25 protein-coding genes are annotated in these 23,687 nt (G+C 60.8%); 13 read left to right on the top strand and 12 right to left on the bottom strand.

What is annotated here, in order from left to right; all coding sequences use genetic code 11:
* Window positions 1–59: 59 nt before the first annotated feature.
* From M0639_RS23760 to M0639_RS23775, 4 genes are all read right to left on the bottom strand, one after another.
* A complete protein-coding gene (locus M0639_RS23760) occupies window positions 60–887 on the bottom strand; it encodes an ABC transporter ATP-binding protein (protein ID WP_081558371.1) in 828 nt (275 codons plus the stop codon).
* Window positions 871–1,971 carry a taurine ABC transporter substrate-binding protein gene (locus M0639_RS23765; protein WP_063315833.1) on the bottom strand — a complete coding sequence of 367 codons (1,101 nt, stop codon included), beginning with the start codon at window positions 1,969–1,971 and terminating at the stop codon, window positions 871–873. Before M0639_RS23765 ends, M0639_RS23760 begins: the two co-directional genes overlap by 17 nt.
* Entirely contained in the window at window positions 1,968–2,825 is an 858-nt protein-coding gene (locus tag M0639_RS23770) for an ABC transporter permease (protein WP_064073443.1), read from the bottom strand. The genes M0639_RS23765 and M0639_RS23770 overlap by 4 nt, the downstream gene beginning before the upstream one ends.
* 244 nt (window positions 2,826–3,069) lie before the next feature.
* Window positions 3,070–3,996: a class I SAM-dependent methyltransferase gene (locus M0639_RS23775; protein ID WP_064073444.1), complete on the bottom strand. Its 927-nt coding sequence runs from the start codon at window positions 3,994–3,996 to the stop codon at window positions 3,070–3,072.
* Between the two features lie 88 nt (window positions 3,997–4,084).
* On the opposite strand from M0639_RS23775, the gene M0639_RS23780 reads away from it, so the two are divergent.
* The 4 genes from M0639_RS23780 (at window position 4,085) to M0639_RS23795 (ending at window position 7,489) form a co-directional block, all read left to right on the top strand.
* On the top strand, window positions 4,085–4,930 hold the full coding sequence (locus M0639_RS23780; RefSeq protein WP_007733781.1) for an LLM class F420-dependent oxidoreductase: 846 nt from the start codon (window positions 4,085–4,087) through the stop codon (window positions 4,928–4,930).
* Window positions 4,931–5,035: 105 nt separating this feature from the next.
* Window positions 5,036–5,608, top strand: coding sequence for a flavin reductase family protein (locus M0639_RS23785; RefSeq protein WP_042451450.1), 573 nt, complete (start codon window positions 5,036–5,038; stop codon window positions 5,606–5,608).
* Window positions 5,601–6,227, top strand: coding sequence for a superoxide dismutase (locus tag M0639_RS23790; RefSeq protein WP_064073445.1), 627 nt, complete (start codon window positions 5,601–5,603; stop codon window positions 6,225–6,227). The genes M0639_RS23785 and M0639_RS23790 overlap by 8 nt, the downstream gene beginning before the upstream one ends.
* Window positions 6,228–6,397: 170 nt before the next feature.
* Window positions 6,398–7,489, top strand: coding sequence for an alpha/beta fold hydrolase (locus M0639_RS23795; RefSeq protein WP_007733778.1), 1,092 nt, complete (start codon window positions 6,398–6,400; stop codon window positions 7,487–7,489).
* Between the two features lies 1 nt (window position 7,490).
* Here M0639_RS23795 and M0639_RS23800 read toward each other — a convergent pair whose 3' ends face one another.
* A complete protein-coding gene (locus M0639_RS23800; protein WP_064073446.1) occupies window positions 7,491–8,759 on the bottom strand; it encodes a vWA domain-containing protein in 1,269 nt (422 codons plus the stop codon).
* A gap of 174 nt (window positions 8,760–8,933) precedes the next feature.
* Here M0639_RS23800 and M0639_RS23805 point away from each other — a divergent pair, with 174 nt between their 5' ends.
* Complete coding sequence (locus M0639_RS23805) at window positions 8,934–9,896, top strand: sensor domain-containing diguanylate cyclase (RefSeq protein WP_054801170.1); 963 nt, start codon at window positions 8,934–8,936, stop codon at window positions 9,894–9,896.
* 95 nt (window positions 9,897–9,991) lie between these two features.
* Here the strand turns inward: M0639_RS23805 and M0639_RS23810 are convergent, their stop codons facing one another.
* On the bottom strand, window positions 9,992–11,296 hold the full coding sequence (locus M0639_RS23810; protein ID WP_064073447.1) for an HNH endonuclease signature motif containing protein: 1,305 nt from the start codon (window positions 11,294–11,296) through the stop codon (window positions 9,992–9,994).
* Window positions 11,297–11,454: 158 nt separating this feature from the next.
* Between M0639_RS23810 and M0639_RS23815 the strand changes: the two genes are divergently transcribed.
* From M0639_RS23815 to M0639_RS23830, 4 genes are all read left to right on the top strand, one after another.
* Window positions 11,455–11,958, top strand: a complete 504-nt coding sequence (locus tag M0639_RS23815) for a MarR family winged helix-turn-helix transcriptional regulator (protein ID WP_064073448.1) — start codon at window positions 11,455–11,457, stop codon at window positions 11,956–11,958.
* A gap of 11 nt (window positions 11,959–11,969) precedes the next feature.
* Complete coding sequence (locus M0639_RS23820) at window positions 11,970–13,028, top strand: LLM class flavin-dependent oxidoreductase (protein WP_047271106.1); 1,059 nt, start codon at window positions 11,970–11,972, stop codon at window positions 13,026–13,028.
* Window positions 13,029–13,036: 8 nt separating this feature from the next.
* Window positions 13,037–13,603, top strand: coding sequence for an FMN reductase (msuE, locus tag M0639_RS23825; RefSeq protein WP_064073449.1), 567 nt, complete (start codon window positions 13,037–13,039; stop codon window positions 13,601–13,603).
* A gap of 179 nt (window positions 13,604–13,782) precedes the next feature.
* A complete protein-coding gene (locus M0639_RS23830) occupies window positions 13,783–14,115 on the top strand; it encodes a CD225/dispanin family protein (RefSeq protein ID WP_007731480.1) in 333 nt (110 codons plus the stop codon).
* A gap of 33 nt (window positions 14,116–14,148) precedes the next feature.
* Here M0639_RS23830 and M0639_RS23835 read toward each other — a convergent pair whose 3' ends face one another.
* Window positions 14,149–15,303 carry an alpha/beta hydrolase gene (locus tag M0639_RS23835; RefSeq protein ID WP_064073450.1) on the bottom strand — a complete coding sequence of 385 codons (1,155 nt, stop codon included), beginning with the start codon at window positions 15,301–15,303 and terminating at the stop codon, window positions 14,149–14,151.
* 38 nt (window positions 15,304–15,341) lie between these two features.
* Between M0639_RS23835 and M0639_RS23840 the strand changes: the two genes are divergently transcribed.
* Complete coding sequence (locus tag M0639_RS23840; protein ID WP_042452701.1) at window positions 15,342–15,800, top strand: DUF5990 family protein; 459 nt, start codon at window positions 15,342–15,344, stop codon at window positions 15,798–15,800.
* Window positions 15,801–15,876: 76 nt separating this feature from the next.
* Entirely contained in the window at window positions 15,877–17,358 is a 1,482-nt protein-coding gene (locus M0639_RS23845) for a flavin-containing monooxygenase (protein WP_064073451.1), read from the top strand.
* 523 nt (window positions 17,359–17,881) lie between these two features.
* Here M0639_RS23845 and M0639_RS23850 read toward each other — a convergent pair.
* Together M0639_RS23850 and M0639_RS23855 are read right to left on the bottom strand one after the other, a co-directional pair.
* Entirely contained in the window at window positions 17,882–18,652 is a 771-nt protein-coding gene (locus M0639_RS23850; protein WP_042452705.1) for an ABC transporter permease, read from the bottom strand.
* Between the two features lie 50 nt (window positions 18,653–18,702).
* The gene (locus M0639_RS23855) at window positions 18,703–19,140 is read right to left on the bottom strand and encodes a GtrA family protein (RefSeq protein WP_020908979.1); all 438 of its coding nucleotides are present in this window, start codon (window positions 19,138–19,140) and stop codon (window positions 18,703–18,705) included.
* A gap of 141 nt (window positions 19,141–19,281) precedes the next feature.
* Between M0639_RS23855 and M0639_RS23860 the strand changes: the two genes are divergently transcribed.
* Window positions 19,282–19,989, top strand: coding sequence for a TetR/AcrR family transcriptional regulator (locus tag M0639_RS23860; protein ID WP_007731468.1), 708 nt, complete (start codon window positions 19,282–19,284; stop codon window positions 19,987–19,989).
* Between the two features lie 49 nt (window positions 19,990–20,038).
* Here M0639_RS23860 and M0639_RS23865 read toward each other — a convergent pair whose 3' ends face one another.
* The gene (locus M0639_RS23865) at window positions 20,039–21,535 is read right to left on the bottom strand and encodes an MFS transporter (protein WP_003940566.1); all 1,497 of its coding nucleotides are present in this window, start codon (window positions 21,533–21,535) and stop codon (window positions 20,039–20,041) included.
* Window positions 21,536–21,634: 99 nt separating this feature from the next.
* Here M0639_RS23865 and M0639_RS23870 point away from each other — a divergent pair, with 99 nt between their 5' ends.
* Window positions 21,635–22,294 carry a TetR/AcrR family transcriptional regulator gene (locus M0639_RS23870; protein ID WP_080712681.1) on the top strand — a complete coding sequence of 220 codons (660 nt, stop codon included), beginning with the start codon at window positions 21,635–21,637 and terminating at the stop codon, window positions 22,292–22,294.
* Between the two features lie 9 nt (window positions 22,295–22,303).
* Here M0639_RS23870 and M0639_RS23875 read toward each other — a convergent pair whose 3' ends face one another.
* Together M0639_RS23875 and M0639_RS23880 are read right to left on the bottom strand one after the other, a co-directional pair.
* Entirely contained in the window at window positions 22,304–22,507 is a 204-nt protein-coding gene (locus tag M0639_RS23875) for a PspC domain-containing protein (RefSeq protein ID WP_003939828.1), read from the bottom strand.
* Between the two features lie 190 nt (window positions 22,508–22,697).
* Complete coding sequence (locus M0639_RS23880) at window positions 22,698–23,546, bottom strand: alpha/beta fold hydrolase (protein WP_064073452.1); 849 nt, start codon at window positions 23,544–23,546, stop codon at window positions 22,698–22,700.
* Window positions 23,547–23,687 lie beyond the last annotated feature (141 nt).

A 23,687-nucleotide genomic window follows, 5' to 3' on the forward strand; every position in this document is an offset into this window, starting at 1 on the left:
CCTGCACGTTCTCCTTCCTATTATCGACGCGGCCACCTGGTAGTCGACGCGCAGGGTACCTACGCTGCAGCTGCAACCTTGACCGCATGGCCGACTTCGGCTCGGAATGCCGCGTATTCGGGTGAGCCTCGGAGATCGTCGGGATCGACGCCGGTTCGTGGCAGATCGATTTTCAGGTCGAGCGCGACCTTGCCCGGTCGGCTTGTCAGAACTACGACGCGGGAGCCGAGAAAGGCCGCCTCGTCGGCACTGTGAGTGACGAAGACACTTGTTCGCCCCGATTCGGCACTGACACTGCGCAGGTCCTCCTGCAGACGCTCGCGAGTGAGGGCGTCCAGCGCGGCAAAGGGTTCGTCCAACAGGAGCAACGACGTTTCGGCCGCCAAGGCACGAGCAATTGCCACCCGCTGCTGCTGCCCGCCGGAGATTTCCCAGATACGCCGGTCCGCAGTGCCGACCAGACCGACGCGGTCGAGAAGCTCGTCACGCCTTTGCCCGCGTTCGCTCTTCGCAACGCCGGCGTATTTGAGTGCCAGATCGATGTTGCCGCCCACCGATTTCCACGGAAAGAGCCGTGGCTGCTGAAACACCACTCCCGCACTCGACCCGGGAATCGGGTCGGATCCGGAGACCTGAACCGTTCCACTGGAAGGATTTTCGAAACCCGCGATCAGGCGCAGCAATGTGCTCTTGCCGCAACCCGACGCTCCGACGAGAACCAGAAACTCACCAGGTGTGACGTCGATCGATACGGGCCCGAGTGCCGTGACGGACTCTCGACCGTGGCCGTACCTGTGCGAGACGGTGTCGATTCGGATCGCGCCCGGGCGGTCGGGGGCGAATCCTCCCGAGGCCTGCTGTGCGGTCACGCTACTGGTCAAGGACATCGGGAAGCCCCTTCACATAGAGAGCATTCTGAAAGACCGCCAGATCAGGCACACTGTCGATCTGCTTCTGCTCGGCCAGGAATTGCGCTGCACTCTGCAGGTTCACTGCCAGATTCCCGGGAGCGCCCTCGGTGCCCAACCATTCCGGCGAGGAGATCTGCTCCGGAGTGAGGAACACACCCTGTTTCAACTGCGCTGCCGCGTCGTCCTTCGAGGCGCCTAATTGTGCGGCAACAGCTTCCGCTGCCGCGTTCGGATCAGTGGCGATCGTCGTGAGCGCGCGGGCCTGAACCTGGCGCCAGGTGTCGACGATCTCGGGGTGATCCTTGGCAAACGCAGTCGACACCACACCAAGATCGAGTGTCGGCTTTCCTGCTGTCGCGAGCTCACGGCTGGCGATCAACTGTGTTCCGTCCTTACGGAGTTCGTCGAGCGTGGGCAGCCAGGTGTAGACGGCATCGATGTCACCGCGCTGCCAGGCTGCGAGGGATGCTTGCGGCTGGAGATCCACCAACTGGACGTCGTCGGCACTGAGTCCGGCCTGGTTCAGCGATGCCAGCAGACTGTAGTGCGCGGTCGAGGAGAATGCCGTGGCCACTTTCTTGCCGCGCAGATCTGCGACGGTCTTGATTCCGGTTGCGTTGCGCGCCACCAGGGCTTCGTTGTCGCCGGCCACGTCGAGAACAAACGCGACCTGGTACGGAATGTTCAGCGGTGCCGAGAGGCCACGAGCAACCGGGCTCGAACCGATTGCGCCGAAATCGATTTCACCGGCGATGAAGGCGGTGTTGATGTCGGCTCCCGAATCGAACTTCGTCCACTTCACGTTGTATTCGGGCAGCGCGTCTTCGAGCCAGCGATTGTTCTTGACGATCAAGTCGCCGCTCGGGAACGACTGGTAAGCGATACGGATTGTTTCCTTGGACGAATCCTGGCCCGAATGATCCACCGAGCACGCACCGAGAACAAGGGCAAGGACGCCGATCAGCACCGTGAACGCCGTCCGGGAAGCCCTTCCTTCATTGCGCGTCGAATTACTGCTGCGCTTCAGATTGCTGCTGGCGTGTTTCTGATTGTCAGTCATACTTTTCCCCTCCAGGGAACGGCGCGGCGCTCTGCAGCCCGCAGCAGTCCGTCGATGATCAGGCCGGAGAATCCGATGGCAAAGATCCCCACCAGCACGACCGGTGTGTTGTTGTAATTGCTTGCATCCTTGACCATTCCGCCGATTCCGGGGATGCCGTTGAACAGTTCGGCCGCGACCACCGACGAGTACGCCATACCCACAGACAGCCGAATGCCCGTGAAAGTTTCCGGTAAGGCCGACGGGATGACGACGTCCCGGATCACCTGCGCCCGTGAGGCTCCCAGGGCCCTGGCCGCTTCGACCAGTCCGACCGGCGCCGCGACCACAGCAGCTGTGGTGGCCACCGCTGCCGGCGGAAGAGCAGCGAGCGCCAGCAATGTAATCTTCGGCGCCTCGTCGATTCCCAGCCAGATCACCAGCAGGAAGAAATACGCCAGGGGCGGCAGTGCGCGCAGGAACGTCAACCACGGTTCGAGCAGGCTCCGCAGCCATGTCACCGATCCCATGGCCAAACCGAGGATCACGCCCAATCCGACGCCGATGATCACACCGACCAGCACCCGTCGCAGCGTCATGTAGAGGTGCTCCCAGAGCAGGTAACCCTGGTAGCCGTGCACTCCGTCGTGCGTGGTCATCGTGTTGACGAAGGCATGCCAGACCGTGCTCGGGAACGGCACGAAGGTCTCACTCCAGGTGCCGCTCGCGGCAGCGACCTGCCACAGGGCCAAGAATGCGATCACGGAAAGCACCGGCAGTCCGACCGTGGTCGCACTCGAAGTCCACGGCCGACGCGGCTCACGGTTCGGTTCCGTGACTGATGTTGGTTCTATTGCTTCGACAGGAGTCGACATCGCTGTTCTTCCTCGATGTACGGAAAATTCCGGCACACATGCAGCAACGGGCGCATATGCAGGGGCGAAGGCGCACAGAGCGGCGCCATTCTCACTCAGGACAGTCGGAAGGAATCAACAGCAACAGCAGTTGGCACCAAGACGGCACAGGTCGACGGCGATGCGTCGTGTCAGTGGCGTCGAGGGCATGGGGGTAATTACTACCTGTGTCTGCAATTACCCGCAAATGCGGGGGAAATAGGCGTCAGTCGGCCAAGCGAACCGACAGCGAATACATGAGCGGGATCTCGGGTCGTCCGGCCGGGACTCCCCAACGCTTGCCGCCGAGTTCAGCCATCTCCTCGAATCCTTGCCAACCGTTGGCGTACGGGTACTCGTCGAAAGACTCGAGCGTCAATCCGGCGCGCCGCAAAGCTCCTAGCACCTCGGAAATGGACCAGTTGAATTCACATGAGGGGAAAGGATTTTCGAAGTTCTCGACTCCGTTTCCCTCAGCGCCTGGCAAGACGAGATCGGCCGAATCTGCCACGTAGTCGCCCACGCCACGGGGTTCGGTCACGGGAGTCCCGCCTCCGTACGGGTATGTCAGCGACCACCTCTCGTCGAAACACATGGCAAACGGATGAAACTCCACCAGAACGAATCGACCGTTCGGCGCGAGAACACCGGCAATCCCCTCGGCCCACTCGTCGAGATCGGGTAACCAGATCACCGTTCCGTACGAAGAAAAGACTCGGTCGAACTTTCTCTGGCCAGCGGCAGCAGCGCGGAGCCACGCAGATACATCGGCACGCTCGAAATCGGCGGCAATATCGGATTCCGCGGACAAGGTTCGGGCGAAGTCGATCGCGGAATCCGCGATGTCGACGCCGGTCACCGCGGCACCGAGAGCGGCCAAACTCAACGAATCCTGACCGGAATTGCACTGCAGATGAAGAATCGAGGAGCCGTCGATCTCGCCGAGCAGCGCCAGTTCTTCCGGATACAAGGTCGACCCGCCGTTGCGAAAGAACTGTGCCTGGTCTCCTTTGTGACTGTTGTGAGCGACGGTCGCCGCATTCCACGACAACCGATTCATCTCCGCTGCATCCATCACTACTGCATCCACCTCTACTGCATCCACTTCTCGACCCACAACAAGTCCGCCCGAGTTCACCACGTCCCAGGTCACGTCGGCAATCGATTTACTGGGCCGGAAACCTATCCGAACGAAGATGCAACAGGTTACAGTTTTTCGACGGACCATCGAAGGAGAACCAGTGCGCTACGGACTCAGCCTGTTCACCAGTGATCGCGGCATCCGCCCTGCCGATGCAGCAAAGGCTGCGGAGGCGAATGGATTCGACGCCTTTTACGTTCCGGAGCACACTCACATCCCCGTCTCGAGGGATTCCGATCACCCCGGAACCCAGTCGGCCGAATTGCCCGACGACCGTTACATGCGCACACTCGACCCCTGGGTTGCCCTCGGCACCGCCGCGTCGGTCACGAACACCATCCGATTGGGCACCTCCGTGGCCCTCCCCCTCGAACACGATCCGATCACTCTCGCGAAAACCATCGCATCGCTGGACCATCTTTCCGGCGGACGCGTGGTCTTCGGCGTCGGATTCGGCTGGAATGCAGAGGAACTCGCCGACCACGGCGTACCGCCCAACAAACGCCGGACCGCACTCCGGGAGTATCTCGAAGCCATGGGCGAACTGTGGTCGAAGGAAGAAGCGTCGTACGACGGCCAATTCGTGAAGTACGGACCCAGCTGGGCGTGGCCCAAACCAGTTCAGAAGCCCCGTCCTCCCATCCTCTTGGGCGGCGGCGGCAACGAGAAGACTTTCAAGTGGATAGCAAAGTCTGCCGACGGGTGGATCACTACACCCATCGAGCAGGAGATCGACGGAAACGTGGAACTGCTCCGAAAGATCTGGGCCGAAGCAGGTAGAGTCGGCGAGCCTGAAATAACCGTCCTGGCAGGCAAACCCGATTCGGAGAAGCTCGCCCACTGGGAAGACATCGGTGTCACCGAAGCAATGTTCGGCACTCCGGACAAGAGCCCCGAAGAGGTTGTCGGATACATGGAACGTCTGGCAGCCAAGCTCGGACGGTGAGGTCCGCCACAGCATCTTGACCTCAACTGCACTCGAGGTTTTAACGTCGGTATTGCACAAGACAGTGCAACGGCAGCAAAACCCGAGACAGAAGAGGGGCGAGGAGTGACCACAAAACTGGTTGGCACCCAATCTGTTTCGGACGACTCTGTTGATGCGGAGCCGTCCATCCGAAACTCCTTCGTCGAGGCGTTCCGGAACCATCCCGCCGGCGTCTCGATCATCACCGCAACGGGCGATGACGGCCCGGCCGGCATCACGTCATCGTCGGTGATCTCGATCAGCGCCGATCCTGCAGTTCTGGCGTTTTCACTGCAGTCGTTGCGAGGCTCTGCGAGCGTCATCGCTTCCGCCCGCAGTTTTGTTGTTCACCTGGCAAATTCGGCGAACGAACGACTGGCTTCCACGTTCGCAACCCGCGGCGCTGTGCGCTTCGGAGACGATATGCCCTGGTCGTTTCTCTCGACGGGTGAACCGTTCCTACATGGGACAGGCCACGCCCTGCGTGCGGTTCCCTTGAATGCCACTACATGTGGCGCCGCAGTGATCGTCACTGCACGCGTCGTCGACGTCATCGATCCGCAGCACATGTCAGCGCCGCTCGTCTATCACAATCGAACCTATCGGAATCTCTCGACTCACAACATTTCCTCAAAGGAAGGCATGTCACATGACTGAATACGTTCTCCCCGAACTGGATTACGACTACGCCGCTCTCGAACCGCACATCTCCGGCGAGATCATGGAACTGCACCACAGCAAGCACCACGCCACGTACGTGGCGGGCGCCAACAGCGCAATCGAGCAGTTGGCTGCTGCGCGCGAAGACGGCACGATCACCGCGAAGGCGCCGCTGCTCAGCAAGAACCTCGCCTTCCACCTCGGCGGCCACACCAATCACTCCATCTTCTGGAAGAACCTCTCCCCCAACGGCGGTGAGCGGCCAGAGGGCGAGTTGGCAGTCGCAATCGACGAGCACTTCGGCACCTTCGACGCATTCGTCAACCACTTCTCCGCTGTAGCAACCACTTTGCAGGGGTCCGGCTGGGCGGTACTGGCCTACGACACGGTCGGGCAGCGCCTGGTCATCGAGCAGCTCACCGACCAGCAAGGCAACATCAGCATCGGTATCGTTCCGTTGCTCATGCTCGACATGTGGGAGCACGCTTTCTACCTGCAGTACAAGAACGTCAAGGCCGACTACGTGAAGGCCTACTGGAACGTCATCAACTGGGAAGACGTTGCACAGCGATACGCGACGGCCACAGCGGCGACGGGCTTGATCGTCCCCGCCTGATCGTCCCCACCCGATCACTGCCATATCACCCCGATCAGCCCAGCTCGGCACGGTGGCTCCGTTGCCGAGCTGGGTTTTTACACCCCCGAGATCGATGTATGTGAAGGCAGGTAACATACACCGAGCGCGGCTGACTCGGCCGTCCGCCGATTCGACTCCGAGGGGAACCAGTGCTCGATATCAGTGGTTTGATCGCGACGTGGCGTCCGACGCTGGACACCGCAGCACGCAATGCATGGGGACTCTCGTTCGGCGACGGTGTCGAGAAGACCGAACGCACCCCGTCCGTACTGATCAGCGAAGGTCCACACCGCGATCTGTATCGCTTCGGCGCATTGTGGAGGCCAAGAGGTAATCCGGTTCTCCTCGTACCGCCCCTCGCGGTTTCAGCCGACTGTTACGACCTTCGTGCGGGCCAAAGCCTCGCCGCGCACCTACTGGATGGGGCGAACACGCCCTACCTCCTCGACTACGGGACCATGCGGTACTCCGACCGCGGGATGGGTTTCGAGGCCTGGGTCGACGACATCATCCCGGAAGCGATCCGTACGATCTCGGACCTACATGACGGCGCACCGGTTTCGCTGATCGGGTGGAGCCTCGGCGGGACCATGTCTCTGCTCACGGGCTCCGCTCACTCCGACCTGCCGATCGCATCGATCACGGCAATCGGAACGCCAATCGATTACACGAAGATTCCCGCTATCAGCCCCTTGAGGCTGATCGGCAAATACACGGGCGACACCCCACTCACGTCCGCGACCAATCTTGTCGGCGGACTACCTGCTCCACTCGTTCAGGCGAGTTACAAGGTGACGGCGTTGCAGCGCGAAGTTCTCAAGCCATGGTTCATCATGCGCAACCTCCACAACACCGAGACACTGGCTCGCATGGAATCGATAGACAAGTTCATGGCAGCCATGCCTGGATACCCTGGCAAGGCTTTTCAGCAGATCTGCGAACAACTCATGCTCGGCAACAATCTCTACAACGACGCCGTCACGCTTGCCGGACGCGAGATCAAACTGTCAGCTCTGAGCGTTCCCGTTCTCGCGATCGGCGGCACCACTGACGTGATTGCACCCATCGCTTCGGTGGAAGCAATCACGTCGGTCCTCACCGGCGCGCCGTCGGTCCGGTTCGAGAAGGCGCCGGGAAGTCACCTCGGGCTCGTTGCCGGCCCCACCGCGAGAGACTCCACCTGGGCGCACATCGACGAATTCTTGAAAGAGAATGCACCGCAGTTGGTTTCGACCAGCTAAATCACGGCGTTGTGATGCCCGCGGCTACAGCTGCCTTGTGCCAATCCGGGAATTCACTCAGCAAACGGGTGTACAACTGGGCGTCGTCGACGGTGTCGATGTCGTCCAGCGCGAAGAATCCGGCATTGTCGACCACCCTGCCGTCGAGGTCGTCGAGCTTCTCCAGCACTCCGTAGTTGGCCTTGCCGATTCCGACGAACTGCCAAAAGGCCGGGAGCCCAGACGCTTCGCGCATCAATTTCGTGATTTCCTTGCGCTCGCTGAAGCCACCGTCGGTGAAGAACAGGACGAGCGTCGGCGCCGAACCACGTGTCAGGCCGGAAAGAATCTCAGTCATGATCGGCACTTCACGATTTGCGGCGCCGATCTTGTCATAGTTGAATCCGCCGTGCGAGCCGCGCAAGTGCAGGTAGGTATCCGACCACTCTTCCGCGTCATGGACAGAGATCTCGGGGAGTTTGACGAAGCTGACTGCATACAAGTACGGCTCCAGCTTGCCGTCGTCATCGAGTTGGATCGCAACGGGAATCATGCGTTCGACAACACGATGCACCACTCTGGTGCGGTACTGCTTGGCCATACTTCCGGTTTTGTCGATCACCAGGACCACCCGTGCCCGAATTCCGTTGCCACCCTTGGTCAGCAGGACCTTGGCCACTTCGCGCTTTCGGAGGTCCAGCTTCTCCCTCTTCACCATGGAGAGTTTGGCTTCGTCGGGCACGGTCCGAATACCGCCTGTCGATTCAGCAGAGCCGGCGGGTCGAGCCGGCGGTTCCTCGTCGACCGAAACGCCGAATGCTGTTACCAGGTCCGCCAATCCGCTGTCCCAGCCAGCTGACACGTTTCGCAGCTTCCAGCCCGTGCCGCGGCGATAGATCTCGACGAGAACCGCTGCTCTCTCACTCGTCAACCCCAAAGCCTGAGCCACGATGGCGGTGGAACCAACCTGCTCCACCACGACACCAAGGCCCCCGACAGCAGACAGGGTTCCGTTTGCCGCCGCATCAAGTGCCACGGCAACACTCAGCTGATGGATGTCAGCGGGCAACCTCGCAATGTCGATTTCGATGACGCCGCCGGACTCCAAGCGCACCGCGCCTTCGGGTGAGACCGGCTGATTGAAGAAGACAAAATCTGCGTCGTCCCGTACTTTGTTCCGTTCGTCGAGCTGGAACACCATCAGGTCTGCCGTGCCCGGGGCGCTACCGTTCACCGCCACCTTCAGCGAAGTTCCCTCAACGACTGTGTTCGCTCCACGCGCCAGCTCCATACCGGAAGATTAGCTGGCCACCAAAGAATCAACGGCCCCGCGGTCGGAAGAATCACAGCACACTTTCAGCAATCGCGAGGATTCTCGAGGCAGACTGTTCGTGGAAGATTTGTCGCACGCGGGACCAAGAGCCTGAACATCGACAGAATCCTAAGGGTCGATCAGGAGGTCAAAATGCCGCACAGCCAGGCGCGCACCATCCCGATGCTGCCACTCTTGCCACCTCTGACGAATTTCGACGACGCAAGTCGCTCGGTCGTGTCCTACCTCGACGAATATCTTCCGCTGGCACTGTGGTCGATCACGCGATTCGACGGGTCCAATCAGATCTTTCTCACCGTCTCACCCAACCCACTTCACATCGAAGTCGGCGAGACCCGGGCTTGGCCAAACACCATGTGCAGCGAGGTGGTACTCGGAAATGCGCCGCCAGTCTCATCGAATCGCGCACTCGTGCGCGCACTGTCCCGTGATGGCAGATGGGAAGGCATTGGCGCATACGTCAGCATCCCAATCCTCCACAACGACGGCAGTCTCTTCGGCACTCTGTGTGGCGCCGACCCGAGTGCGGGCGACTCCGCACTCGAGGACAACCTGGCCCTCCTCAATCTCCTGTGCCGACTTCTCGGAACCATTCTCGATGTCGACTATCAGCGCGCGCAGTCAGTCCGACTGGCCGAAACTGCGCAACTCGATGCCGAGACCGACCCGTTGACAGGTCTTCTCAATCGGCGCGGGTGGAATCGCATCCTCGAGGCCGAGCAAACTCGGTACCGCCAATTCGCCGATCCGGGAGCTATCATCATCGTCGATCTGGACGGCATGAAGACCATCAACGACGAACTCGGCCACGCCGCGGGCGACGAATACGTTCAAAGGGCCGGCAAGATCTTGGCAGCATGCGCGCACCCTGGTGCGGTGGTTTCACGGTTGGGCGGAGACGAGTTCGGAATCGCTCTGCCCGATACACAGCCGCGCGCCGTCGACTACCTGCTCGAGTGTTTGGAGAAGGCGTTCCGGAATGCCGACGTCTGTTGTTCGATCGGTCGAGCCGACTTTTCCATGACCCAAAGCCTTTCCGAGACTTGGGATACGGCCGATGCGGAGATGTACCGCCACAAGCGCTCGAAGCACTGATTCGACTCCTCCACGGCCGGTTGGCACCGCATCGGAGGATCCCTTCGATGCGGTGCTCGGTCCGTGTTCTGTTGTCGCCAAAGAGGTTTGACCTCTCAGGTTTTGAAGGTGGTGTTCGCCGGCCTGGGTTGCTGTCCGGGGTCGATCGAGGGCGGCGGGATGAACCAGGGTTTGTTGTCGGCGCCGATTCGGATTTCCCATTTCCCGACGAACCCTGATTTTCGGTGCATCAGCCGGTGGTGTGAACGGCACAGCAGGACCAGGTTGTTCATCACCGTCGGGCCACCGTTCGCCCAGTGCCGGATATGGTGCGCATCCGTCCAGGCAGGCACGCACGTGCAGCCCGGGAAGGCGCAGCCTCTGTCTCGGGCGATCAACGCGACGCGTTGTTCGGCGTTGACCAACCTCTTTCCTGGTTGCGCATCGAGCGGTGCGCCGTGATCGTCGAGCAGAACGGTGGAGAGGAAGCAGTCGCAGCCGAGAAGTCGGGTCTGTGACACGGACAGTGGCCCGAGCCAGGGCATGTGCCCGACATCAAGATCCGACACAGCCATTCCGTCATCAGCAGTGGAGGGTGTTGCGGCGCAGTCCCGATGCTCCGCCAGATCCCGAGCATTGATGTGCACGTTCACGTGCGGACGCTGACCACCATCGGTACCGGTTTTCGCGCAGTCCAGGTAACGGCGGATCAGTTCGGCGAACCCGTCCGCGGTGCGTTTCGCCGTCGACCGGGCATCCGGGGTTCCATCCGGTGCTGGGGTCGGCATCGTCAGATTCGACAACGCCGACAGCAACATTTCGCCGGTGAGGGCGTCGAAATCACCACGCACCACCACTCGACCGTTCAAGGTCGACGCGATCCGCAACTCGTTGAGATCGACATCTTCGGCGGGCGGGATCTCATCCGATTCGAACAACCGCTCCAAGGTCGCGATCACGTTCCGCACCTTCGTCGTCGTCGCCTCCACACCCGACGCAGCAGCCAACAACAAATCGATGCACTTCGGTAGCGCCTCCTCCGGCATGCCTTTAGGTGGTGATTCACAGAACGCCACGATCAACACGGCATGCTCGAACGAGCAGTCCCCGCCATCGAACCGAGCAGCCACCGCCGGAAACGGCCGCAAACCAGTACCCAACGCGGCGATCTTCTTCCCGTCCCGAACCTGCAGCATCGTGTTGGCCGCCAACCAGGACCCCACTCCGCGGCTGGCAATCACCTGATCATCCGGCCGCATCGACAGTTCGTCCACCACGGCCACCCGCACGGCTTCCAGGCGCAGAATCTCCGCACTCGCCTCGACAGCAGCAGCGCGCAACTCGGCAGCAGTCAACCGCCACAGGCGTCCGCGTAACCCCACCGCAGAACCCGACACCACGTCCGACAACAAGACACTCATTGAATCCCCCAATCCCCTCCCCAAACAATACTCGAACATGAGTTCGAGTCAATACCTCGCTACCAGCGCAAATAAGAGCAGGGAATAGTTCGACGGTCGCACGCGTATTATTTGAGTAAGCAATACTTGCGGTCGCAAATAAATGGAGGGCGTCACCGATGACAACTGATGAACACGTACGTGGTCGTGTGTGGCGCGACCTCGTCGTCTCCCACAGCGTCATCCTCGGCAAGATGGAGGCGGATCTTCGAACCACCACCGGGCTCACCCTTGGCCAGTACGACGTTCTGCTCCGACTGCACGAAGCTCCGGGAAACACGATCCGAATGGGCGATCTGGCCGAACTGGTCCTGGTCACCACCAGTGGCGTGACGCGCGTCGTCGATCGATTGGTCGAGGCCGGATTAGTGGAGCGCGTTAGACCGGACAACGATCGACGCGTCGTGACGGTATCGATGACGCCTGCGGGCAAGAAGACGCTTCGAAAAGCGTCCGCCATACACACGCGAGGGACCGCCGAATACTTCTCCGATCTCATTGAAACCGAGGAGCTTCCGGTGCTCGAACGCTTCTTCTCCCGACTTGCCACACATCACACGAATCAAGGCGGCGCATGCGATGCGCACGTAGAACAGCTTTCCATCACCCCCACGAACAGATAGCGAGAAACAACATGGCTTTCGAATTGGGCGTCTACCATTTCGGTGAACTCACCCCAGATCCCACCACCGGCGCGATGATGAATCCCGGTGTCCACCTTCGTCATTTGGTGGAGCAGGCAACCGTTGCCGATCAGGTTGGACTCGATGTCTTCGGCGTCGGCGAGCACCATCGCACCGACTTCGCAGTCTCAGCCCCTGCCGTTGTGCTCGCGGCAATGGCTCAGGCTACCGACAACATCAAGCTGTCCAGCGCCGTAACCGTACTCAGTTCCGACGATCCCGTACGTGTGTTCCAACAGTTCGCGACAGTCGACCTGCTTTCCGAAGGCCGTGCCGAGATCATTGCCGGCCGAGGTTCGTACACGGAGTCATTTCCGCTCTTCGGGTACGACTTGTCCCAGTACAACGAACTCTTCGCCGAAAAGCTTGATCTACTACTGAAACTGCGCGACGAAAACCCGATCAACTGGGAAGGACAACTTCGCCCACCACTGATCGACGGTGACGTGACGCCCCGCCCGGACCGTCAGATTCCGGTGTGGATCGCAGTCGGAGGCACTCCGGCCTCTGTCGTCCGTGCCGCGAAACTGGGCCTGCCCCTCTCACTGGCCATCATCGGTGGAAGCTACCAACAGTTCGAACCGTTCGTCGATCTATACCGCAGGGCTGCAGCGGAGTTCGGACACGATCCGAAGAAACTGGCTGTCTCGATTGCTTCGCCAGGATTTGTCGATACCTCGAAGCAAACAGCACTCGACACGTCGTACCCGTACTTCCAGGCCGGGTGGATGCAGAATCATCATCAGCGCGGAAACGGAGTTCCCATGCCCCGCAGGGCATATGAAGCGCAGGCAACCACCGCGGGTGCGTTCTTCCTCGGCGGCCCGCAGGAAATCATCGACAAGACGATGGCGCAGTACGAACTGTTCCATCATGACCGCATCATGATCCAGATGGGGTTCGGCAACGTGCCACAGAAGGACATGCTGCGTGCGATCGAGATCCTCGGCACCGAAGTAGCCCCCGTTGTGCGTAAGGAAATCGAATCACTGAAGTCGTCCCAAGAATAGGAGTTTCGATGAGCACACCGCTCAAAATTGTTGCCGTTGTCGGCAATCTCCAAAAACCCTCCAAGACTCGTGCCCTCGTCGACCTGATCGTCGAAACCTTGGGAGACTTCGAGCAGATCGACACACGAGTTTTCGAGATCGTGGATCTGATTCCAGGTCTTGCATCTGCTCTGGATCGCGATCACGTCGACTCAGTGACCGCCGAAGCGCTGGCAGCAGTCGAGTCCGCCGATATCGTCATCGCGGCGTCACCGGTGTTCCGCGGTTCGTACACGGGAATGTTCAAGCATTTTTTCGATCTCGTCGACCAGTACGCGCTTGCCAACACTCCGGTGATTCTTGCCGCTACAGGTGGTAGCGACCGCCATGCTCTCGTGTTGGATCATGCCCTGCGGCCACTGTTCGCTTTCTTCCAAGCGCTGACCGCTCCGGTCGGAATCTATCTCGGCTCCGGTGATTTCGACGGAACGACCATCCTCAATCCCGAGGTATTCGAACGTATCGAGATGGCAGCAAAGGACGTCCTGCCGGTAGCGAGGATGCTCGCGGAGCGGAATCGAGTTGCGCTGACGTGAACACCCCTCGTCTGCACAACAATGACCCGGAACCACCACCAGCGGTCACGACTGGCAATGCGGCTGATCCAGCACACTTACGCCGCTGATCCACATCGCATCACCGAACACCGTTTTTCAGTGATTCTTCAGCTCCATCGCAGTAGCGTCGAAAGGGCCACCTCATGTCAGGAGCCCCCATGACCACCCCGGATCAACCCACTGTCCAGCAATCCGTTCCTCAGCACCCGATTCGACCACCCGTCAATGCGGGCTGGGCAGTGGTCTCGCTGCTGTTCTTCTGGCCGCTTTCCTTCTCCGCTTTCACGCACGCCTTCAACGTGTATCCGCTGTGGGCTGACGGCGATGTGGCCGGGTCGCGGTATGCGTCCGATCGAGTGAAACGGCTCGGTCAGATCTCGCTGTGGATCGCAGGCGGCCTACTACTCCTGGTCTGCATCCTGTACGCGATTGCGGCAATCGTGTGGTTCGCCAACGGTGGCCACGATTACGGTCCGCGGCGTATGCGCTGAACAGCCACCCTGGACAACCACACCACCAGGACATCACCTCATCAATCGATCGACAAACTCCATGGTCTGGTCCATCGAAGCGACCGTCGTTTGACCGTGGCTGATTCCGGCGAGTTCTTGATACTCGAACTGCGTTCCCCGCGAACGCATGTCGACCAGTTGCGCCCAGGTAAGGGCGACAGGAACCGTTGTGTCCGACACGCTCTGCACCACGCGCAGTGGACGGTCGTAGCCGTCGACCGGCACCTGCATCATCGCGCGAAACAGATCGTGGAAGCGTGGCGTCCATACCGACCGAGAAAACAACGAGCTCAATTGGATTCGTTCGGCGCGAATGTGGCGGCCGAGATCTCCGGCGCACAGTGTCCGAGCCTTTTCCATCCACTCGATCCCCTGCGGCGAGAGAACCTCGCGAATGTTCTCTTCGGGTCGTTGATCGTCGATCCCGGCCAGAACGTACAGCGCGTATCCCACCAGCCCGGTGATGCCGAAGTCGGGAAACAGCGGTCCGCCCAACGGAAACAGCCCTTCCATGTGTGTGGGGCCGGCAACAACGACCGAGCCGCGGAAATCCAATTCCGGTGCACGAGTGGTGGCCTCGTGTCCCGCGAAGTACGCCGCATGACCACCTTCGGACAAACCCGCGACCATCCACCGCGGACTCAGCACATTGCCGTACAACTCGTGCGCGGCCCGCACGATGTCGACGGCATTCGCCCCGGCGGCATGTCCGTCGAGATAGGCCAGCACCCCGTCGGTACCAACTCCCGAGTAGTCGGTAGCGACCACCGCGTACCCCTGCTCCAACCAGCGTTCGATCGGTTCGATCTCGCCCGGACCGAATCCGGTCGACGAGGGTGCACACTGATCCGCACTGCCCAAAGTTCCGTGGGCATAGGAGATGACGGGCCAACCGCCCGCCGGTGGGGCGCCTTCCGGCAGAAACACGGACCCTGACGACTCTCCCCATCTGTCAGCGGTACGCAGAGTTCGATAGACGACCCGCTGCGTCTCGCCGGCGCCGACCGGAAACACTGCGGCCGAGAGTTCGCCATAGGACTCCAGCGCGCCCGCGACTTCCGGTTCGTCCGCCGTCGCCACTGCAACACCTGACCCCCACCCGAGACCCGACAACAGAATGCTCGCCACCACGGCCGCAACAGAGGTTCTACCCGAACGACTCACCACGCCAACCCCTCCCGACCTATGCAGAGCATGATGTCGATATGCAGATCATCATCACCGGTCACAGCCTGCCCGGACGTGAGTGTTCCGAAACCGCAACCTTCGAAGAGCGCAGCAACATCCACGTCGGCGTTCAGCGCCGAGGCAAGCCACACGAAATCCTCGACCTCGTACCGGGAGATACCGAGACAGTGCGATGGGAACTGACAGCGAGTCTGGAGCGAAAGTCCGGTGCCTGGGACTTACTCGGTCCATACATCCAGGGTCCACCTCGCGGACGCTTCATCTACCTGTCCTGGGTGACGGTATCCGATGACCAGACGTTCGAGATGTTTCGGCGCGCAAAGCTGATGCTCGACGCGATCCCCGAGCACATCGCCGAGGAGGCCGACGCTTCCGGCATGCTCCACGGAGACCTCGGCCTCACCGACGCCGCAGGTAAACCACTGTGTGCGGCTATCCGACCGCCGACGATCACATGGTCATCCTCGCCTTACTGAGCATCGTTCAGTAGTGTGGAGATCGAACACTTAGCCTGCCCGGTGGCCCCACACGATCGATACGGAGTCCGAACTGATGAGCACCGAACACCTCGATGTCCTGATCGTCGGCGCCGGCTTGTCCGGCATCGGTGCTGCGTATCGACTCCAGACCGAGCTTCCCGGCAAGTCGTACGCAATCCTCGAGGCCCGCGCGAACAGTGGCGGAACCTGGGACCTCTTCAAATACCCTGGCATCCGGTCGGATTCCGACATGTTCACGCTCGGCTACCCGTTTCGGCCGTGGACAGATGCCAAAGCAATCGCCGACGGTGATTCGATCCTCCTGTACGTGCGCGACACCGCGCGAGAGAACGGGATCGACAAGAAGATTCGGTACAACCGGAAGGTGACGGCCGCATCATGGTCGTCAGCTGACTCGACGTGGACGGTCACGGTCACGACCGGTAACGAAGATGAAACCCTGACCTGCAACTTCCTCTATCTGTGCAGTGGTTACTACAGCTACGAAGGCGGATACACCCCCGACTTCCCTGGACGTGAATCATTCAGCGGCGACGTAGTGCACCCGCAGTTCTGGCCCGAGGATCTCGATTACTCCGACAAGAAGATCGTTGTGATCGGAAGCGGCGCCACCGCAGTCACTTTGGTCCCCACGATGTCGCGCGACGCGAGCCATGTCACCATGCTCCAGCGATCACCGACATACATTCTGGCTCTGCCGTCCAGCGACAAGGTATCGGACACCATCCGCGCAGTATTGCCGAATCAACTCGCGCACAGCATCGCTCGATGGAAGAGCATCGTAGTCAACCTGAGTTTCTACCAACTGTGCCGGCGCAGTCCTGCGCGCGCAAAGCGGTTGCTGAACCTCGCGATCAGTCGCCAACTCCCGGAAGAGATCCCACTCGATCCTCACTTCACACCCACCTACGATCCCTGGGATCAACGCTTGTGCGTCGTACCGGACGGCGATTTGTTCAAAGCCCTCCGATCCGGCAAGGCCTCGATCGAGACCGATCGCATCGACACTTTCACCGAGACCGGAATTCGTCTCGCGTCAGGTCGCGAACTCGAAGCTGACATCATCGTCACTGCAACAGGATTGAAGATGGAAGCGTGCGGCGGGATGTCGATCGAAGTGGACGGCGAACCCGTCACCCTCGGTGATCGTTACGTCTACAAGGGCATGATGATCAGCGACGTACCGAACTTCGCGATGTGCGTCGGCTACACCAACGCCTCGTGGACTCTGCGAGCAGATCTCACGTCGATGTACGTCTGCCGACTGCTGACGGAGATGGACAAGCGCGGCTATTCGAAGTGCGTGCCGCACGCGAGCGAAGAGATGGACCAGCGGCCGATCCTGGACCTGGCGTCGGGGTACGTCATGCGTGCTGTGGAACAGTTCCCGAAGCAGGGATCGAAGTCACCGTGGAACATGCGTCAGAACTACATCCTTGATCGTCTTCACTCGACGTTCGGGAGCATCAACGACCACATGACGTTCTCGAAGGCGCCAGCTCGACAGTCGACACCGGTACCGAGCAAGAGTTGAGCGGACCACGAACAACCAGGTAGAGCAATCGGGCGAAGCCACCAATCGATCCGGCGACAAAGAACACACCCGAACCTGCGACTACTGCACAGAGCGCACCGAGAACGATGATCGCCGACGCCTCTACCATTCGACCGGCGGACTCCGATCCGAGAACGTGTATTTCATCAACTCCTTCGTCCATAAAACTATTTTCAGCCGACCGTCCAGCCGGTTTGTAGGGACTTTAGTCGCGAGTCGGATCAAAATGGACTCATAATTGCAGGTCAAGCGTTCAGTTGGCCATTCCGGCCGGATGATCTCCAGTCCGTTCCGTTGTGATGGTCGGCAACAGAGTGCTGGTCGAATACATGGACGATTCACGAATCGACACGGTCGTATCAAATCTCCGTGCCTCTCCACCCACTCTTACGCAGGGTGTGGCCCAGCAGCGTGACCACCAGTGAAAACATCGGCAGGGCAATGATCACCCTCGCGGCAAACACCCCCGATCTTCCCGGCCGCGTCCTTCGCAGCGACAAGATCAACGAACTCGCGCAGGCCTGACAGCTTGACCTCGAAAGACGAAACCGCGGGCGACGAGTTCCAACGCCACGGCCACCGAGCAAGTTTGTGCCAACAACAACCCTGCCAATACAAGAATTTGCACAGCACCGGCCTGAACGGCCGATCCCGTCGCGAGCAACACACCGACAAAGGCTCCGGGCAATGTCACGAGGCCGACGGTGCGCGTCTGGTCGACTCCAGGCAGCAGAGCATCGGAGGCAGCGGTGCGGGCTACCTCCCACCGCGCATCTCGTTGGGAAAATCCAAGGCTCAGTGCTGCTTCCACTTCCCCGTACCGGTCGTCGACGGCGTCGAGTCCGCGTTTGGCTGCCATCGATGTTGCAGTCATCGCGCCACCCAGAACAATGCCGCCGATCGGCACCAGAGCGACGCCTTGCAGCGGAACCACTCCGGACAGCAGCATCAGTGGCAGAACCACACCGATTCCCGACGCCAACGCGATGGTCAGCCAAACTCCGGACGTCCCCGCGTTCGAGCGTCGTGCCGCGGTGAAAGACGCTGCAACGAACATGCCGACGAGCACGAGGAGCGCCGACCAGATGTGGGCCAAGGCGGCGGCAAGGATCAACGAAATCGCAGCCAGCTGAAGAGCGCCACGAGCGAGGGCACCGGGGACCACCCGAACGCTACCGAGATAGGTGAATCGGTAGACGAGCGTGGCGACAAGTGCCATGACGATGCAGAGCACAGCCAGACGGATGCCGGAGTCGGCTATCGAAAGGCTCATGGGTCTCAGTGTTCCCTACGAGCCGAGTCCGATCCGAATTCGAGAACCGCTCAGAACACCCAACCGCGAAGGGCGACGAATCGCAGGCCACCGACAATTCCGCTCACGGCGATCACAAGCCCGGCTTGAAGAAGCCCGTCGGCGCCTGGGAGAAGGAAGCCGAGCGCACTGATGGCGGCAGAACTGGCGATCAACCCGACCAGTGCGAGTCCACCGCCTTCCCACTGCGCGGTGAACCAGTTGACGCGATCCGCGGCGTGGAAGGTGAGCCGGCGATGCAGCTCATTGGCCAGAATGGTGCTCAAGACCGCACCAACTGCGTTGGCGACCAGCGCTCCGTCACCGCGCAGCGCCAGAAAAGCGGCAAAGTACAAGATGTTGCTGGCTCCGCCGACGAGGGCAAAACGAACGAGCTGAGCAAAGGCGCCGTCGCCGGCAAGGGCGCGAAGCCTCGTTGCCGCGAAACCTGCACTCCGCGTACCCACCATCGAGATCGGATTGCTCCCGACCCAGATGTCAGACGTGCTCATATCGGCTTCTCTCATACGGACAATCGGAACCACACGTTCCGCTTAGTAATATAGCATTAACGGAATCGATCATTCCGCTTAGTGCCGTAGACTGTGAGGATGCCGACAACACACCCCGACGCTTCTCATGCGGGGACCTCGGCCGACTGCTCACAGCCGCGCCTTCGGTCCGACGCCAAGGCCAACCTCGAGCGCATCCTCAACTCCGCTCGCGAGGTGTTCGCTGCCCAAGGACTCGACGCCACGCTGGCGGACGTCGCGAAGCACGCCGGCGTCGGCGTCGGCACCGTCTATCGCCGGTTCGCCAGCAAGGACGAACTGATCCAGGCACTGTTCGACACGCGGTGTTCCGAGATCGAAACGATCGCCGCCACCGCCCGAGAGATGCCCGACGCCTGGGAAGGTCTTGTCTACTTTCTCGACGTGATCTCTCTGCGCATGGCAGACAACCGCGGATTCGGCGATCTCCTGATGGACGGACGCTTCACGTCCGACACCTTCGCTCGCGCGCGCGCCGGGATCGCTCGACACACTGCGGTACTTGTCAATCGAGCCAAGGAACAGGGCACCCTGCGCAGCGACTTCGAAGTCAACGACATTCCGCTTCTCATGCAGGTCGTCAAGATGGCCCAGAAGTTCGGTGGCGACGAGGCCCCTCAGGCTTACCGCCGCGCACTCGGGTTCATGATCGACGGACTCTGCGCGTCCCGCACCGACCATCGGGAACTGCCCGTGCCGGCGCTGTCCTCCGAGCAACTCGATCACGTCCTTCATCGGTTTCAGGCAACGCCCGGGAAGAACTGCTGAGTCGATTTCGGGGTCGACGCCATTGCGGCGTCGACCCCGAAATTTGCTGTCAGTGGGCGATTACCGGTTCACCTTCCGGCGAATCCGGAAGCAGTCCACTCCGAAGAACCAGTCCGGTCAAGACCGCACCGACCGCGAATATGCCTGCGGCCCAATAGAACGTCGTGGTGTAACTCTCGACGGCGGCCTGCGCCTGAGTCAGCGGATTCATCTCGCGGCCCACCAGGTAGTTGGTAGAAGCCGAGGCGGCAATCGTGCTGAGCAGTGCAGTTCCGATCGAGCCGCCCACCTGCTGCATCGTGTTGACCGTGGCAGATGCGACGCCGGCATCTTCGTGATGCACGCCTGAAGTTGCTCCCTGCATCGACGGGGCGAAAATGCTGCCCATGCCGAGTCCGGTGACGACGAGCCCCGGCAGAATGTGTACTGCATAGGTGCTGTCCACGGAAATCTGGGCCAGCAGCGTCATTCCGATCGCCGCGATGACCATTCCGCTCACGATCAGCACTCGCGGACCGACGCGCGGCAGCAAAACCGCTGTCGAAAGCGTTGCCGCTGTCACGATTCCGAACACCATCGGCATGAATGCGAGGCCGGTCATGATCGGGCTGTACCCGAGGATCAGCTGCATGTAGTACGTCAGGAACAGGAAGACTGCGAACATGCCTGCGCCGGAAAGGAAGATCGCCAGGTACGAGCCCGCCCGGATTCGGTCGAGGACCACCCGCAGCGGAAGAAGTGGGTGCTCGGACTTGGTCTGCCAGTAGATGAACGCCGCCATGAACACGACGCCGGCAACGAGCCACGAGATAGTGGGAGTTGCACTCCACCCGTCCGACTCGGCCTTCGAGAATCCGAAGACGATGCTGAACAAGCTGATCGACACCAGGATCGTTCCGGGGATGTCGAGTTTGGGTCGCGAGTCACTGGTGTGCGGCGCGAGCAACAGGACTGCACCGACCAGGGCGATCGCCGCGAAGAAGAGATTCACGAAGAGGCACCAGCGCCAGTCGACCCACTCGGTGAGTGCGCCGCCGAGCAGCAGTCCGATGGCGCCACCACCGCCGGCAACGGCACCGAAGATACCGAACGCCTTGGCACGCTCACCTGGATCCGTGAATGTCACGGACAGCAGCGACAGGGCTGCCGGGGCAAGGAGCGCACCGAATACGCCTTGGCCGGCACGAGCGGCAACAAGCATTTCGAAGTTGACGGCTGCGCCACCGATGGCGGAAGCGACTGCGAAGCCGATCAGGCCGACGATGAAAGTTCGCCTGCGCCCGAACAAGTCGCTCAATCGACCGCCGAGTAGCAGCAAACTGCCGAACGCCAATGCGTATGCCGTGATGATCCACTGGCGGTCCGAATCACCGAACTCCAGTGAGCGCTGCGCAGCAGGCAGCGCGATGTTGACGATGGTGGCATCCAAGACCACCATCAGCTGCGCAATTCCCAGAACCGCGAGAACCAGCCACCGCTTTGCGTGGTTGTCCCCTGAAGGCGCTGAGGACTGCTCGAATTCAGTCCGTTCAGCAATGTCTGACATAGTCCCTCGCCCAACCTATGCGGAGATGGCTTCTCCGGTTAGCAAAAACGCTACACGAAAACGGAGAGGCTGTCTCCACTTGGCGGGTAGAGTGGGGACATGAGTACCGCAATGGAGCGCCCCCTTCGCGCCGATGCTGCACGTAATCGGCAGTTGATCATCGACGCCGCACGTGAATTGTTCGCCGAAGAAGGGATCGACGTCACACTCGACGACGTCGCCCGGCGCGCGGGGGTCGGAGTCGGAACGGTCTATCGGCGGTTCGCCAGCAAAGAAGAATTGATCGACGGAGTCTTCCAGCAGAACTTCGCCGACATGGCAGCGGCCGCGGACGCGTCACTTGCCAATCCGGATCCGTGGGACGGACTTGTCACCTTTGCCGAATTCGCCTGCAGCCGTATGTCTGTCAACCGCGGACTCAAAGACGTCCTAAACGGAACCGACGAGGGATGCGAGCAAGTCGCATGCCAACGATCCATCATCGAACCGTCGGTCGAGAGGATCTTCTACCGGGCCCAGGAGGCCGGGATGCTGCGCACCGACGCCGTACCGACGGACCTGTTCGGCCTCATCTTCATGGTGGGCGCAGTCACCGAATTTGCTCAGCCCGTCAACCCGACCGTGTGGCGTCGATACCTCTCGGTAATGCTCGACGGCCTACGCACGGAGGGCTTGCACCGTGACGCACTGCCCCTTCCTCCACTGAGTTCGGAGGAATTGCACGAGGCCAAGCAATGCCTGAAAGACCGCCGCCGTTGAGCGGTTCGGTCAGATCTGCTCACGAGGAATGAAAATCCACATCACGATGTAGATCAGAAACTGCGGGCCGGGCAGCAGGCACGAGAGTACGAACAGCAAGCGGACAGTCGACGACTTCCAACCGAAGTACCGCGCGATTCCGGCGCACACCCCACCGAACATTGCTCCCGAGCGGGCGCGGGTGAGCTTGCGGGTATTCATCGGGGAGGTCATGTGTTGTTTCCTTTCAACGGAACTCGCGGTTCATCCGCGTCGACCTCCACTATCCGCTGCCGATCCACCTGTGCGCATCAGGCCACGGACCCATCTTTTCCGACGCGGTGTGTCCTCAGGTACGAGTCCGTCCCCGCGTCTGACTCAGGGTTCTCCCCCACACCCCGGCCTCGGACCTCAGCTTCGCACCTCAGCAGGGAAACATGCGTCGAAGCCGTTTCGGAGCCGCAAAAGGTTGCCAGTTGTCGACGTCCTGCGCCAGACGATCGGCAACGGTCCACAACGCCGACGGGTTGTGGGTCAACCCCATGTGACTGCCTTGCACCGCAATGCTTTCCGACAGGCCTGCCGAGGTTTCACAGCACGCTTGCCATGGAACGATACCGTCGTGCCTGGAGTAGACCGACGTGGCGGGAACAGAAATAGGCGATCCCTGTTCGGATTCGATGCCGTCTACCGGAGGCAGTATCGCGTGATTGCCGGACAAACGAGCGTAGAGAGATCCGACTCTCGTCTGCTCCAGACTGGTGAGACCGAAAGGACTTCCGAGTGTCACTACCTGACGCACCGAATCCGGCAGGTCCCTCGCCAGCTTTCGAGCGTAGATACCGCCCAGACTCCAGCCGATCACCGACACCTTCTGCTCGTATCGATCTGCTACCTCGGCCAATGCGGCAGGCAGTCCGTCGACCACCGTCGCCGTCGGACCGGTGTTCAGACCCAGATTCCAACCGTGAACCCGGTATCCGAGAAAGCTCAAGTATGTCCTCAAGGCGAGAGTCGAAACGTCCGAAGTCAGCAATCCGGGGAGAACGAGGACCGGATGCCCGTCCCCACGCGGCGATCGAAGCAACCACGGAGCCGCGAGAAGCAGTGAAGCGATGTCGACCAGTCCGCGCGTCGGTTCGCTCAGACACATCGCCAAGGATGGTGGCCCCGGAACGAGTAGGTCGACTTCACGAATCAGCGTCGATCGCTGCGCCCAATCGAATTCGGTCTCCGCGAAATCGATCGCCGAGACTTCCGCAACTACGGACACCTGAACTCCTGTCGGCCGGTGCCCTCGTCGGGGCGTGTGGTGGGGCGGTTCCGCGAGCTGTGTGCTCAACCCGCGGAACCTTGTCCTCATCCACCACCGGTAGCGAACCAGGACCCGTTCTGCCCACAGATTCGTGACCAA

The organism is Rhodococcus qingshengii JCM 15477, from assembly GCF_023221595.1.
GTDB classification, from domain to species: Bacteria; Actinomycetota; Actinomycetes; order Mycobacteriales; family Mycobacteriaceae; genus Rhodococcus_F; species Rhodococcus_F qingshengii.